This window comes from Rodentibacter trehalosifermentans, from assembly GCF_002000545.1.
In the GTDB taxonomy this organism is placed as follows: Bacteria; Pseudomonadota; Gammaproteobacteria; order Enterobacterales; family Pasteurellaceae; genus Rodentibacter; species Rodentibacter trehalosifermentans.
The window spans coordinates 13,384-26,632 of sequence record NZ_MLHL01000019.1 but is presented as its reverse complement, the minus strand read 5'-3'; the positions used below and the strand labels follow the sequence as shown (position 1 = coordinate 26,632).

The 13,249-nt window shown below is 43.4% G+C and carries 12 protein-coding genes; 10 read left to right on the top strand and 2 right to left on the bottom strand.

Features of this window, described 5'->3' with window-relative positions; genetic code table 11:
• Window positions 1-18: 18 nt before the first annotated feature.
• From msbA to uvrC, 5 genes are read left to right on the top strand one after another with little or no spacing between them, the layout of a single operon-like run.
• The gene (gene msbA, locus BKK52_RS04365; RefSeq protein WP_077419903.1) at window positions 19-1,782 is read left to right on the top strand and encodes a lipid A ABC transporter ATP-binding protein/permease MsbA; all 1,764 of its coding nucleotides are present in this window, start codon (window positions 19-21) and stop codon (window positions 1,780-1,782) included.
• A gap of 56 nt (window positions 1,783-1,838) precedes the next feature.
• Complete coding sequence (gene lpxK / locus BKK52_RS04360; RefSeq protein ID WP_077419897.1) at window positions 1,839-2,837, top strand: tetraacyldisaccharide 4'-kinase; 999 nt, start codon at window positions 1,839-1,841, stop codon at window positions 2,835-2,837.
• Window positions 2,830-3,009, top strand: coding sequence for a Trm112 family protein (locus BKK52_RS04355; RefSeq protein WP_077419896.1), 180 nt, complete (start codon window positions 2,830-2,832; stop codon window positions 3,007-3,009). Before lpxK ends, BKK52_RS04355 begins: the two co-directional genes overlap by 8 nt.
• 48 nt (window positions 3,010-3,057) lie before the next feature.
• Window positions 3,058-3,822, top strand: a complete 765-nt coding sequence (gene kdsB, locus BKK52_RS04350) for a 3-deoxy-manno-octulosonate cytidylyltransferase (RefSeq protein ID WP_077473477.1) — start codon at window positions 3,058-3,060, stop codon at window positions 3,820-3,822.
• A 1-nt stretch (window position 3,823) separates the two neighbouring features.
• Window positions 3,824-5,650 (top strand): excinuclease ABC subunit UvrC, encoded by a 1,827-nt coding sequence (gene uvrC / locus BKK52_RS04345; RefSeq protein ID WP_077473476.1) that lies wholly within the window; start codon window positions 3,824-3,826, stop codon window positions 5,648-5,650.
• Window positions 5,651-5,790: 140 nt separating this feature from the next.
• Here the strand turns inward: uvrC and lysS are convergent, their stop codons facing one another.
• Window positions 5,791-7,299: a lysine--tRNA ligase gene (gene lysS, locus BKK52_RS04340; RefSeq protein ID WP_077478040.1), complete on the bottom strand. Its 1,509-nt coding sequence runs from the start codon at window positions 7,297-7,299 to the stop codon at window positions 5,791-5,793.
• 109 nt (window positions 7,300-7,408) lie between these two features.
• Window positions 7,409-8,507, bottom strand: a protein-coding gene (gene prfB / locus BKK52_RS04335) for a peptide chain release factor 2 (protein WP_143530038.1) whose coding sequence is annotated in 2 segments (ribosomal slippage) — window positions 7,409-8,431 and window positions 8,433-8,507 — 1,098 coding nt in all. Because the reading frame shifts where the segments join, the coding sequence is not laid out codon by codon here.
• A 131-nt stretch (window positions 8,508-8,638) separates the two neighbouring features.
• Between prfB and dsbC the strand changes: the two genes are divergently transcribed.
• The 5 genes from dsbC to cmk are packed head-to-tail and all read left to right on the top strand — an operon-like array spanning window position 8,639 to window position 13,174.
• Window positions 8,639-9,325 carry a bifunctional protein-disulfide isomerase/oxidoreductase DsbC gene (gene dsbC, locus BKK52_RS04325; protein ID WP_077478038.1) on the top strand — a complete coding sequence of 229 codons (687 nt, stop codon included), beginning with the start codon at window positions 8,639-8,641 and terminating at the stop codon, window positions 9,323-9,325.
• Window positions 9,326-9,380: 55 nt separating this feature from the next.
• On the top strand, window positions 9,381-11,108 hold the full coding sequence (gene recJ, locus BKK52_RS04320) for a single-stranded-DNA-specific exonuclease RecJ (RefSeq protein ID WP_077478036.1): 1,728 nt from the start codon (window positions 9,381-9,383) through the stop codon (window positions 11,106-11,108).
• Window positions 11,109-11,112: 4 nt separating this feature from the next.
• Window positions 11,113-11,808, top strand: a complete 696-nt coding sequence (locus tag BKK52_RS04315; protein WP_077473496.1) for a thiol:disulfide interchange protein DsbA/DsbL — start codon at window positions 11,113-11,115, stop codon at window positions 11,806-11,808.
• On the top strand, window positions 11,805-12,500 hold the full coding sequence (locus BKK52_RS04310) for a 5'-methylthioadenosine/adenosylhomocysteine nucleosidase (protein WP_077478034.1): 696 nt from the start codon (window positions 11,805-11,807) through the stop codon (window positions 12,498-12,500). The genes BKK52_RS04315 and BKK52_RS04310 overlap by 4 nt, the downstream gene beginning before the upstream one ends.
• A gap of 2 nt (window positions 12,501-12,502) precedes the next feature.
• Complete coding sequence (cmk, locus tag BKK52_RS04305; protein WP_077478032.1) at window positions 12,503-13,174, top strand: (d)CMP kinase; 672 nt, start codon at window positions 12,503-12,505, stop codon at window positions 13,172-13,174.
• Window positions 13,175-13,249: the final 75 nt, after the last annotated feature.

The following is a 13,249-nucleotide window of genomic DNA, read 5'->3' as shown; positions in this document are numbered from 1 at the left end:
TTTCGGAAGATAATGACTATGCAAGATCAAAAAATGCAAGATAAAGACCTCTCCACAATGCAAACCTTCAAACGTTTGTGGCCTATGATTAAACCTTTTAAATCCGGATTAGTGGTCGCCGCTGTAGCCCTTGTGCTGAATGCTTTAGCCGATTCCGGCTTAATTTATTTATTAAAACCCTTACTTGATGAGGGATTTGGTAAAACGGATCATAGTTTTTTGAAAATCATGGCCTTTGTTGTGGTTGGGATGATTTTTTTGCGGGGCTTGACCAGCTTTATCTCTAACTATTGTTTGGCTTGGGTGTCAGGCAAAGTGGTGATGACGATGCGCCGCCGATTATTTAAACACCTTATGTTTATGCCGGTGAGCTTTTTCGACAGCAATCCTTCAGGAAAATTACTTTCCCGTATCACCTATGATTCCGAAATGATTGCCAATTCTTCTTCTAATTCACTTGTTACGATTGTGCGTGAAGGGGCATATATTCTTTCCTTACTTGTAGTGATGTTTTATACCAGTTGGGAATTGACTTTGGTGCTTTTTGTGATTGGGCCGATTATCGCCGTGCTAATTCGTATAGTGTCAAAAATCTTCCGTAAACTGAGTAAAAATTTACAAGACTCCATGGGAGAGCTTACCTCTACTACAGAGCAAATGTTAAAAGGGCATAAAGTGGTGTTGTCCTTTGGCGGACAGTATGTGGAAGAGGAACGTTTTAATCAGGTCAGCAACGATATGCGCCGTAAAGGAATGAAAATGGTGACCGCCGATGCCATTTCTGATCCGGTAGTACAAATTATCGCCTCTCTTGCCTTAGCCGCCGTGCTTTATTTGGCGACAACACCGTTAATTGCTGATGATCATTTAAGTGCCGGTTCTTTTACCGTGGTGTTTTCCTCAATGTTGGCTATGATGCGTCCACTGAAATCTTTAACAAATGTTAATTCGCAATTTCAACGGGGGATGGCGGCTTGCCAAACCTTATTTGCCATTTTGGATTTGGAAACGGAAAAGGATAAGGGGAGCTATAAAGCCGAACCTGCAAAAGGCGAGTTGGAATTTAAAAATGTGAGTTTTGCCTACCAAGGTAAAAATGAACTCGCCTTAAATCAGATTTCATTTAACATTCCGGCGGGTAAAACCGTGGCATTGGTGGGACGTTCCGGTTCAGGGAAATCCACCATTGCAAATCTTGTCACCCGTTTTTACGATATTTCACAAGGCGAAATTCTGCTTGATGGGGTGAATATTCAAGATTACCGTTTATCTAATTTACGTCAAAATTGTGCCGTAGTTTCACAACAAGTGCATTTGTTTAACGATACCATTGCCAACAATATTGCTTATGCGGCCAAAGATAAATACAGCCGTGAGGAAATTATCGCCGCCGCCAAAGCCGCCTATGCCTTGGAGTTTATTGAAAAATTACCACAAGGTTTTGATACGGTTATCGGTGAAAATGGGGCGAGTTTATCCGGTGGGCAACGTCAACGTTTGGCCATTGCCAGAGCTTTATTGCGTAATTCGCCGGTGTTAATTTTAGATGAAGCCACCTCAGCCCTTGATACGGAATCTGAACGGGCGATTCAATTGGCATTGGATAAATTGAAAAAAGATCGTACCGTCCTTGTGATTGCTCATCGTTTATCCACCATTGAAAATGCCGATGAAATTTTAGTGATTGAACACGGAGAAATTCGTGAACGGGGTAATCATCATGAACTGCTCGCTTTAGAGGGCGCTTATAAACAATTGCATAGCATGCAGTTTAGTGGCTAGCTTTAACGTAGGTTGAAAACCTGCGTTATTTTATCCGCACTTTGAGAGGAATATATATGCCATTTTGGTACTCCAACTCAAAACTTGCTTGGCTTCTTTTGCCGTTTTCATTGGTATTTTGGTTCATCAGCCAAATTCGACGGGCATTATTTTCTCTTGGGATCAAGACCTCCTACCGCGCACCTAAACCTGTTGTGGTGGTCGGGAATTTATCGGTGGGAGGGAATGGAAAAACACCGGTGGTGGTATGGCTTTCGGAAGAAATAAAAAAACGGGGGTGGCGTGTCGGTGTGATTTCCCGTGGTTATGGTAGCAAAGCAAAAACCTATCCCTTGCTAGTGAGTGCAGAAACCGACCCTATTGAGGGGGGCGATGAACCCGTACTTATCGCAAAACGCACCGGTGTGCCGGTGGTGATTTCAGCAAATCGCCGACAGGCCATTGAATTACTTTTGAAACATTGTGATTGCGATATCATTATTTCAGATGATGGATTACAGCATTATTCATTGCAACGTGATATCGAAATTGTCGTGATGGATGCAAAGCGTGCCCTTGGTAATGGCTTTGTGTTACCGGCAGGCCCTTTGCGTGAATTGCCAAGCCGTTTAAAAACCGTGGATTTTGTGATAACCAATGGCGGTAAAAATCGCTATTCCGATGCACTGATGCGCTTAGTGCCTCATTATGCGATTCACTTAAAAACCAATGAAAAACGCCCTTTGAGTGAGTTTCAATCGGGATCAGCCATTGCCGGTATAGGCCATCCGCCACGCTTTTTCAGCATGTTGGAAAAATTAGGTATAGCCTTGATACAAACCCAAGGTTTCCAAGATCATCAACATTTTGATGCCGCACAGCTCGCTGCATTTCCGTCAGATCAACCGCTTTTTATGACGGAAAAAGATGCAGTAAAATGCCAAGCCTTTGCCCAAGACAATTGGTGGTATATACCGGTGGAAGCCGAGATCGTTGAGGCTGAAAAACAGGGTGAAAAGTTACCGCACTTTTGGAAAAAAATAGAGGCATTGGTGGAGCGAGATAAAAATGCCTGAATCGATTAATCCCAAATTGCTTGAACTTATCGCCTGTCCCCGTTGCTTGGCTCGTCTGCAATATGATGCGAAAAATCAGCGGTTAATTTGTCGCTATGAGCAGTTGGCTTATCCCATTGAAAAAGGGGTAGCGATACTCATTGCCGAAAAAGCAGAAAAAATCGAAGAGTAGCGCCCCATATTGGCGTTTGCTTTACCTCAATTATGAAAGGAATACTGTATGTCATTTAGCGTTATTATCCCTGCCCGTTTTGCCTCCTCCCGTTTACCGGGTAAACCCCTTGCCGAAATCGCCGGAAAGCCGATGATTCAACATGTCTTTGAAAAAGCACAACAATCAGGTGCAACGCGTGTGATTATTGCAACCGATAATGAAAAAGTGGCAAAGGTTGCGCAAGATTTTGGGGCAGAAGTCTGTATGACCTCAGAACAGCATAATTCCGGTACGGAGCGTTTGGCAGAAGTGGTGGAAAAGCTTGCCATTTCTGATGATGAAATTATTGTGAATATTCAAGGTGATGAACCCCTTATTCCACCGGTGATCGTGCGTCAGGTCGCGGAAAACTTAGTGAAATTTCAGGTGAATATGGCAACCTTGGCAGTGAAAATTAATGAGGCAGAAGAATTGTTTAACCCTAATGTGGTAAAAGTTGTGACAGACAAAGATGGCTATGTGCTGTATTTTTCCCGCTCGGTTATCCCTTACGATCGGGATCAATTTATGGGCTTGCAAGAGATGACAAAAGCCACTTTAACGGAGGGGTATCTACGCCATATCGGTCTTTATGCCTACCGTGCCGGTTTTATCAAAAAATATGTGCAATGGGCACCAACAGCCTTAGAAAATTTAGAAAAACTGGAACAATTGCGTGTACTTTGGAATGGGGAACGAATCCACTTGGAATTGGCGAAAGCCGTGCCGGCAGTGGGGGTGGACACACCTGAAGATTTAGAAAAAGTGCGGTCAATTTTAGCGGCAAATTAAGATGTTTGATGCGAAAAAATTTCTGACAACGGTTTCCCATGAACCCGGTGTTTATCGTATGTATGACGATAAAGATCAAGTGATTTATGTGGGCAAAGCCAAAGATTTAAAAAAGCGTCTGTCGAGTTATTTCCGCACCAATCTCAGCAGTAAAAAAACCGAGGCTTTGGTTGCGGCTATTCATCATATTGATACCACCATCACCTCGTCTGAAACCGAAGCTTTATTGTTAGAACACAATTTCATCAAGCTCTATCAGCCCCGTTATAACGTGCTATTGCGTGATGATAAATCCTATCCTTTTATTTTATTAACCAAAGACACTCACCCCCGTATAACGGCTTACCGTGGTGCTAAAAAAATTGCCGGTGAGTATTTTGGGCCTTATCCCCACGCCGGGGCGGTGCGGGAGAGCTTATCTTTATTGCAAAAATTATTTCCGGTACGACAGTGTGAAAACTCTGTTTATAGCAATCGTTCGCGCCCTTGCTTGCAATATCAAATTGGGCGTTGCTTGGCACCTTGTGTCGCAGGCTATGTAACCGATGAGGCGTATTCACAACAAGTGGAACTGGCTCGCCTGTTTTTGCAAGGCAAAGATCAGCAGGTGTTGGATTATTTGATTGGCAAAATGGATCAGGCAAGTCGTGAGTTGGATTTTGAGCAAGCTGCACGCTATCGGGATCAAATCCAAGCGGTGCGTTCAGTGATTGAAAAACAGTTTGTCTCTAATGAGCGGTTAGATGATATGGATATCATGTCCATTGCCTATCAACACGGCTTGGCTTGTGTGCAGGTGATGTTTATCCGCCAAGGAAAAGTGTTGGGCAATCGTAGTTATTTCCCTAAAGTGCCGGCCAATACCGATCTTTCTGAGCTAACGGAAACCTTTGTGGGGCAATTTTATTTACAAGGGCACCAAGGCAGAAGCATTCCAAACAGCATTATTGTGGATAGAAAACTTAAGGAAAAAGCTGAATTAGAAACCCTGCTTACAGAGCAAGCGGGCAGAAAAGTGACGATCCAAGAAAGTGTAAAAGGGGATAAAGGAAAATATCTGCAATTGGCACAGGTGAATGCCAAAGCCGCTTTGGCAACCCAACTCAAACAATCCTCACGCATGTCTGAGCGTTATCAAGCATTATGCGAATTACTGGGTATGTCGGAAATTAAGCGAATGGAATGTTTTGATATTAGCCATACCATGGGGAACCAAACGGTGGCCTCTTGTGTGGTGTTTAACCAAGAAGGGCCGTTAAAATCCGATTATCGCCGATTTAATATTGAGGGCATTACCGGGGGAGATGATTATGCCGCAATGGAGCAGGCGCTGAAAAAACGTTATGACCGTGATTTGGAAGAAGAAAAAATTCCTGATGTGATCTTTATTGATGGTGGAAAAGGGCAACTGAATCGCGCTTTGGCGGTGTTTGAGAGGTTGAATGTAAAATGGGACAAAAACCGACCGCACTTAATTGGGGTGGCAAAAGGCGTTGACCGCCGGGCAGGGCAAGAAGTATTGATTATCAGCAAACAACATCGTGAAATTCATTTGCCTGATGATAGTCTTGCTTTACATTTAATCCAACATATTCGTGATGAAAGCCACCATCACGCCATTAGCGGACACCGTAAAAAACGTCAAAATGCCTTCACCCAAAGTGGGCTGGAAACCATTGAAGGGGTGGGGGCAAAACGTCGCCAAGCCTTGTTGAAATACCTTGGGGGGTTACAAGGGGTGAAAAAAGCCACATTGGATGAAATTGCCTCTGTGCCGGGCATTTCAAAAAAATTGGCAGAAACCATTTATGAAACGCTGAGAAGTTAAAAATTTATAGCGATTCTCTTTTAATTTTAACCGCACTTTGTCGGAAAGTTTTTAGGAAAGAGATGGAATATATGGGTTAGTAAAATCCAAAAATTAAGCCCTGTATGATACAGGGCTTTTTAATCAGTAAAATTTTTATCTTATTTTTGACGCATTGCCGGGAATAAAATCACATCACGGATGGAAGGGGCATTGGCATAAAGCATCGCTAAGCGGTCAATCCCCAAACCTTCACCGGCTGTAGGCGGTAAGCCGTGTTCGAGGGCTACCACAAAGTCTTCATCTTTAAACATCGCTTCATCATCACCGGCTTCTTTGGCGGCAACCTGCGCATCAAAACGTTCATTTTGATCTTCTGCATCGTTTAATTCAGAGAAACCATTACCAATTTCACGTCCACCAATAAACAGCTCAAAACGGTCGGTGACTTCCGGATTTTCATCATTACGGCGTGCGAGCGGGGAAATTTCCGCCGGATGAGCCATTAAGAATGTGGGCTGAATAAGGTGATGTTCTGCCACTTCTTCAAAAATCGCATTGACGATACTGCCTAATCCCCAAGATTTTTGCACTTCAATGCCTAAACGTTCTGCCGTGGCTTTTGCACGGTCAAAATCATATAAATCCTCTTTGACAATGCCTTTATCTGCGCCGTATTTTAGAGTGGCATCATGTAATGTAATACGCTCGAAAGGTTTACCAAAATCGAATTCGTATTCACCGTATTTCACAATGGTTGTACCAAGAATATCAAGGGCCAATTTACGCAATAATTCTTCCGTGTTATCCATTAAATCGTGATAATCCGCATAGGCTTGATAGTATTCAAGCATCGTAAATTCCGGGTTATGGCGCACAGAAACCCCTTCATTACGGAAATTACGGTTAAGTTCAAATACCCGTTCAAAGCCACCGACAACCAAACGTTTTAAATAAAGTTCTGGAGCAATACGCAAATACATATCCACATCAAGGGCGTTGTGGTGGGTGACGAAAGGACGCGCTGCCGCACCGCCCGGGATCACTTGCAACATTGGGGTTTCCACTTCCATAAAACCTTTAGAAAGGAAATATTCACGAATACCGGCAACCACTTTAGAACGAATAATAAAGGTACGGCGGGATTCTTCATTTGAAATTAAATCTAAGTAGCGTTGGCGATAACGTACTTCTTGGTCGGTTAAACCATGGAATTTATCCGGTAAAGGGCGGAGGGCTTTGGTTAATAACTGAACTTCCGTGGCTTTCACCGTAAGTTCGTCTGTTTTGGTTTTAAATAAAGTGCCTTTAATACCAACAATATCGCCTAAATCCCAAGTGCCGACCTCTTCTTTATAAATCCCTTCAGGGAGATTATCTCGGGCGACATAAAGCTGAATTTTACCGCTCATATCCTGAAGGGTAATAAACGTGGCTTTTCCCATGGCACGGCGGGTCATAATACGACCTGCCACCGCCACTTCAATATTTTTTTCTTTTAATGCTTCGCCTTCTTCCCCATCGTATTTATCGTGTAAATCTTGGGCGAGAGCATCACGGCGGAATTGGTTTGGAAAAGCATTGCCTTTGGCGCGTAATGCCGCTAATTTTTCACGGCGTACCAACATTTCGCCGTTAAGATCCAATTCTTTGATTTCTTGTTCTGACATTTTTGTTTACCTTTCTTAAAATAAATCATTTCTTGGCTTTACCCGTTTACAGAGGCTATGAGGAGAGATTTTTCACTCCTTTCGTCCCTTCGGGATAGGAAAGTGTTATTTACAATCCGGCTTTTAAACTGGCTTCAATAAAACGATCTAAATCACCGTCTAGCACCGCTTGGGTATTGCGGTTTTCTACGCCGGTGCGTAAATCTTTGATACGGGAATCATCCAACACATAGGAACGAATTTGGCTTCCCCAACCAATGTCGGATTTATTGTCTTCCATGGCTTGTTTATCGGCATTTTTCTTTTGCAATTCCAATTCATACAACTTCGCTTTAAGTTGTTTCATGGCTTGATCTTTATTTTTGTGTTGGGAACGATCATTTTGACATTGCACCACAATACCGCTCGGCATATGGGTAATTCGCACCGCACTTTCGGTTTTATTGACGTGCTGACCACCGGCTCCTGAGGCTCGATAAACATCAATACGCAAATCCGCCGGGTTGATTTCAATATCAATATCATCATCAATTTCGGGATAGACGAAAGCCGCACTAAAAGAGGTATGACGGCGGTTATTGGAATCAAAAGGGCTTTTACGCACCAAACGATGAATACCGGTTTCTGTTCGTAACCAACCGAAAGCATATTCACCTGTCACTTTGACGGTGGCAGATTTCAATCCGGCTACATCAGCGTCTGAAACTTCCATTAATTCGGTTTTAAAACCCTTGCTTTCCGCCCAACGCAAATACATTCGCAACAACATTTCTGTCCAGTCTTGCGCTTCTGTGCCGCCGGAGCCGGCTTGCAAATCGATATAGCAGTCGCAGGCATCGTGTTCTCCACTAAACATACGGCGAAACTCTAATTTCTCCAGTTGTTGTTCAAGGTCGGTTAATTCTGCCACGGCTTCATTGAAGGTTTCTTGGTCTTCCGCTTCTACGGCAAGTTCAAGCAAACCGTCCACATCTTCCAAACCTTGTTCCAAATGTTTAATGGTGTTAACAACTTGTTCGAGGGAAACCCGCTCTTTTCCTAACCCTTGGGCTTTATCAGGATCATTCCAAACATCGGGTTGTTCTAATTCGGCATTGACTTCTTCTAATCGCTCAACTTTGGCATCGAAGTCAAAGATACCCCCTAAGCACCGAAGTGCGGTCGGAAAGGTCGGTAATTTTATTTTTTACAGGATTTATTTCAAACATAATCAATTGAGTTTATTCAAAATTTTGCGGATTATATGCTATTTTCGGATTTTTGGGTAGCGAGGCTTGCACAAATTAGCAATCTCTTTATAATTTCAACCTTTCTTGTTGCGTGAATTTAGGAATAAAAAATGAATAAAATTTTAACCGCACTTTTATGTGGTATAACGCTCAATGCGATGGCAGATGATGCGGCAATTCAAAGCCAGCTGAAAGCCCTTGGCGCAACGCATATTGAGATTAAAAATTCCCCTGTCTCCGGTATTAAAACGGCGGTGACCGATGAAGGCATTATTTATGTCACCGAAGATGGAAAATATGCCTTTCAAGGCAAACTTTACGCCTTAACGAACAAAGGGCCGGTGGATGTTTCAGGTAAACTTTTAATGGATAAACTCAATGCTTATAAAAACGAAATGATCGTTTATCCGGCAAAAAATGAAAAACACGTTGTCACGGTGTTTATGGATATTACCTGCCATTATTGCCATTTATTACATCAGCAGGTGAACGCCTATAATGATTTGGGGATTACCGTGCGTTATTTAGCTTTCCCCCGTGCCGGTATGAACACGGAAACAGCAAAACAAATGGAAGCGATTTGGACGGCAAAAGATCCTGTATTTGCGCTGAATGAAGCAGAAAAAGGCAACTTACCCAAAGTACTGAAAACGCCAAATATCGTGAAAAAACATTATGAATTAGGGGTGCAATTCGGTGTGCGTGGAACACCAAGCATTGTTACCTCAACCGGTGAGGTGATTGGCGGCTATTTAAAACCTGCAGATTTACTTGCTGCATTGGAAGAATCAAATTAAGACAAAGGTGGGGTAATACCCACCGATTTTTTACTGTATTACATTTGTTATCGTTGTGAATAAACTCATCAAGCGCCGAGCACTCCCCGAGGGGCATTCTGTTAGTGAAAATGCCTTGTTAGATCGTCTTTATCGAGCTCGTCATATTCAACATTCTCAAGAATTAGACTGCACCTTGAAATCGATGTTAAACCCAAACCGTTTATACGGTATCGAGCAAGGAGTAGCGTTGCTGGTCGAGGCTTATCAAAAGCAGAAAAATATTGTGATTGTCGGCGATTTTGATGCCGATGGTGCAACCAGCACAGCTTTGTCGGTGTTAGCCTTACGACAGCTTGGTTTTCAGCATGTGGATTATTTAGTGCCGAACCGTTTTGAACAGGGCTATGGGTTGAGTATTCCCGTGGCGGAAATGGCACTGGAAAAAGGGGTAGCGCTGTTGATGACGGTTGATAACGGCGTTTCTTCCTTTGAGGGCGTGGCGTTTTTGAAAGAAAAAGGCGTGCAAGTGTTGGTGACAGATCACCATTTGCCGCCGGAACAATTACCGCCTGCCGATGCGATAGTCAACCCCAATCTCACCCAATGCGACTTTCCCTCAAAATCCCTTGCCGGTGTCGGTGTGGCTTTTTATTTGATGCTGGCATTGCGGGCAAAATTTCGTGAAATGGGCATCTTTAACGAGAAAACCCAACCAAATTTCAGTGAATTACTCGATCTTGTCGCGGTAGGAACTGTGGCTGATGTGGTGCCGCTTGACCAAAATAATCGTATTTTAGTGCATCAAGGGTTGATGCGTATTCGAGCGAAATATTGCCGTCCGGGTATTATTGCCTTAGCGGAAGTGGCAAACCGCAACCTTGAGCAAATCTCAGCAAGTGATCTTGGGTTTTCTATCGGCCCCCGTCTAAATGCCGCCGGGCGATTGGATAATATGTTGCTTGGTGTTGAATTATTGCTTGCTGAAGAGATGCAAAAAGCGCGTGAATTGGCTTTGGATTTGGATAGCCTTAACCAAACCCGTAAAGAAATTGAGGCGGGAATGAAACTGGAAGCCATGGAAATTTGCCGAAATTTGACCGCACTTTACAACGAGCCGCCAATGGGGATTGTCCTTTATCAAGCCGATTGGCATCAAGGTGTGTTGGGGATCGTTTCTTCCCGTTTGAAAGATTTATATCATCGCCCGGTGATTGCTTTTGCACAAGACAGCGAAGGCGTGTTAAAGGGCTCGGCCCGTTCTATTGAAGGATTGCATATACGGGATCTTTTGGAGCGGATCCATTCACAGCATCCGGAGATGATCTTAAAATTTGGCGGACATGCCATGGCGGCGGGGTTGAGTATTCGAGAAGCCTGTTTTACGGAATTTCAGCAAGTTTTCAATCAAACGGTTGTTGATTGGTTAGGCGAGGCGCATTTACAGCGTATTATTTGGACGGACGGTGAATTGTCGGCAAATGAATTGAGCCTTGAAACGGCAGAATTGCTGAAATCCGCCGGGCCTTGGGGGCAAAGCTTCCCCGAACCTTGTTTTGACGGTGAGTTTAAGATTTTAGCGCAACGTGCCATTGGGCAACATCAAAATCATCTAAAAATGCTGGTTGAACCCAAACAGGGTGGCCCGCTTTTAGATGCGATTGCCTTTAACATTGATACAAGATTATATCCTGATTTATCCATTAAAAAGGCACGTTTTGCTTATCAGCTGGATATTAATGAATTTCGTGGTCAACGCAATGTACAATTGCGCGTGAATTATATTGAGCCTATCGATGAGTAAAAAAATGACAGCATGGCGAGGACACTGGGTTGGCTTATTGGGCATTGTTCAATTGAGTGTTGCCGTCGCAAATCCGAAAGATTTTTCTGTGCAAAACCAACCTCATTTGCCTTCAGCCGACACGGTAAAATTTGAAGATGGCAGGGATTATTTTTCTTATCAGGAAGCGATAGGTCAGCCTTTATCGACGGATAAAAAAACACGAATTCAATTCTTTTTTGACTACGATTGTCGGGTATGCTCATCTGCGCAGGATATTTTGGTGTTATATAGCCAAATTCGTGCCGATAAAATACTTTTAGAAGAATATCCGGTGGCAACGTCGGATAACCCTTTTAGTGCGAAAGTGTTTTACACATTAAAAGCCTTGCATGCCAATGAATTATCCGATGCATTGTTGTTTGAAACTTCAGAAAAATCACGCTATGTAGAGCTGAGTTCAATGGCAAATATCTTAAACTGGGTCGAGGAAAAAGGGCTGGATAAAACCGGTTTTATAGAAGCCCAAAATTCTGTTGATGTCAAAAAACAAGTTCAACAGGCCATTGAATTAACAGAAGAATACGGTGTGTTTACTTACCCTTATGTTGTGGTGGGCGGAAAATATGTGCTGACGGCAAGTACGCTTTATAATGATGATTATAGTGTGGCAGTGTTAGATTATTTGGTGAATAAATTAGAAAAGGAGCAGAAAAAATGAAAATCGGTATCGTGGGGGCGATGGCGCAAGAAGTCGAAATTTTGAGCGGGTTAATGACAGAAAAAACACAAACTCGTGTGGCAAGTGCGGTCATTTTGGAAGGCAAAATTAACGGAAAAGCGGTGGCGTTATTACAATCCGGTATTGGTAAAGTGGCGGCGGCAATCGGTACGACGGCATTATTACAATTGGCAAAACCCGATGTGGTCATCAATACCGGTTCAGCCGGTGGCGTGGCAAAAGGCTTGAAGGTAGGCGATATTGTGATTTCCGATGAAACCCGTTATCACGATGTGGATGTTACGGCATTTGGCTATGAAAAGGGACAATTACCGGCAAATCCTGCGGCATTTTTGTCAGACAGAAAACTTGCGGATTTGGCACAATATGTGGCAGAGGCGCAAGGTCAATCTGTAAAACGGGGGCTGATTTGCTCAGGCGACAGTTTTATTCACAGTGAAGAAAAACTCTCAGCAATAAAAAAGGATTTTCCTCAAGTTACCGCCGTTGAAATGGAAGCGACGGCTATTGCACAAGTGTGTCATGCTTTTAATGTTCCCTTTGTTGTGGTTCGAGCAATTTCAGATAGCGGAGATGGGGAGGCGAGTATTTCTTTTGAAGAATTTTTGCCGCTGGCGGCAAGACAATCCTCAACCTTGGTTTTAGGTATGCTGGATAAATTAGAGGATTGATTATGGGCATAATTATTACCGTTGATGGCCCAAGTGGTGCGGGCAAAGGCACATTATGCTACGCCTTGGCGGAAAAGTTGGGCTATGCCTTGTTAGATAGTGGTGCGATTTACCGTGTGACGGCGTTAGCCGCATTAAAAAGTGCGGTCGATTTAAAAGATGAATTCGCCTTGGCTGAATTGGCCCGTCATTTGGCGGTTCAGTTTGTGCCGCAAGAAGGGGAAGTGCATATTTTGCTCAATGGAGAGGATGTCAGCCGCCTCATTCGTACTCAAGAAGTGGCAGATGCTGCCTCCCAAGTGGCTGTTTTTCCACAGGTTCGTGCCGCTTTATTACAGCTTCAACAAGATTTCGCCAAATATGAAGGATTAATTGCCGATGGGCGGGATATGGGCACGGTGGTCTTTCCTCAGGCACAAGTGAAACTCTTTTTAGATGCTAGTGCGGAAGAACGTGCAAAAAGACGCTATAAACAGTTGCAAAGTAAGGGAATTAGTGGTAACTTTGCGCAGATTTTAGCCGAGATAAAGGAACGTGATTTTCGTGATAGAAATCGTGAGGTGGCACCCCTTAAACCGGCAAAGGATGCTTTGTTGCTCGATAGTACAACATTAACTATTGATGAAGTGATTGCGCAGGCTCTCAGTTATATTCAACAGCGTATCCAAGCTTAACCCTGTTTATTCAAGGATGAATAAACCTTTATTTTCAACCCCACATCTTAAGGATTAAATGTGGATGTTATTAAC

What these genes read in the sequence shown, in the direction of transcription:
- msbA (WP_077419903.1), top strand. Translation starts at nt 19, where the DNA reads ATGCAAGATCAAAAAATGCAAGATAAAGACCTCTCCACAATGCAAACC.
- lpxK (WP_077419897.1), top strand. Translation starts at nt 1,839, where the DNA reads ATGCCATTTTGGTACTCCAACTCAAAACTTGCTTGGCTTCTTTTGCCG.
- BKK52_RS04355 (WP_077419896.1), top strand. Translation starts at nt 2,830, where the DNA reads ATGCCTGAATCGATTAATCCCAAATTGCTTGAACTTATCGCCTGTCCC.
- kdsB (WP_077473477.1), top strand. Translation starts at nt 3,058, where the DNA reads ATGTCATTTAGCGTTATTATCCCTGCCCGTTTTGCCTCCTCCCGTTTA.
- uvrC (WP_077473476.1), top strand. Translation starts at nt 3,824, where the DNA reads ATGTTTGATGCGAAAAAATTTCTGACAACGGTTTCCCATGAACCCGGT.
- lysS (WP_077478040.1), bottom strand. Translation starts at nt 7,299, where the DNA reads ATGTCAGAACAAGAAATCAAAGAATTGGATCTTAACGGCGAAATGTTG.
- dsbC (WP_077478038.1), top strand. Translation starts at nt 8,639, where the DNA reads ATGAATAAAATTTTAACCGCACTTTTATGTGGTATAACGCTCAATGCG.
- BKK52_RS04315 (WP_077473496.1), top strand. Translation starts at nt 11,113, where the DNA reads ATGACAGCATGGCGAGGACACTGGGTTGGCTTATTGGGCATTGTTCAA.
- BKK52_RS04310 (WP_077478034.1), top strand. Translation starts at nt 11,805, where the DNA reads ATGAAAATCGGTATCGTGGGGGCGATGGCGCAAGAAGTCGAAATTTTG.
- cmk (WP_077478032.1), top strand. Translation starts at nt 12,503, where the DNA reads ATGGGCATAATTATTACCGTTGATGGCCCAAGTGGTGCGGGCAAAGGC.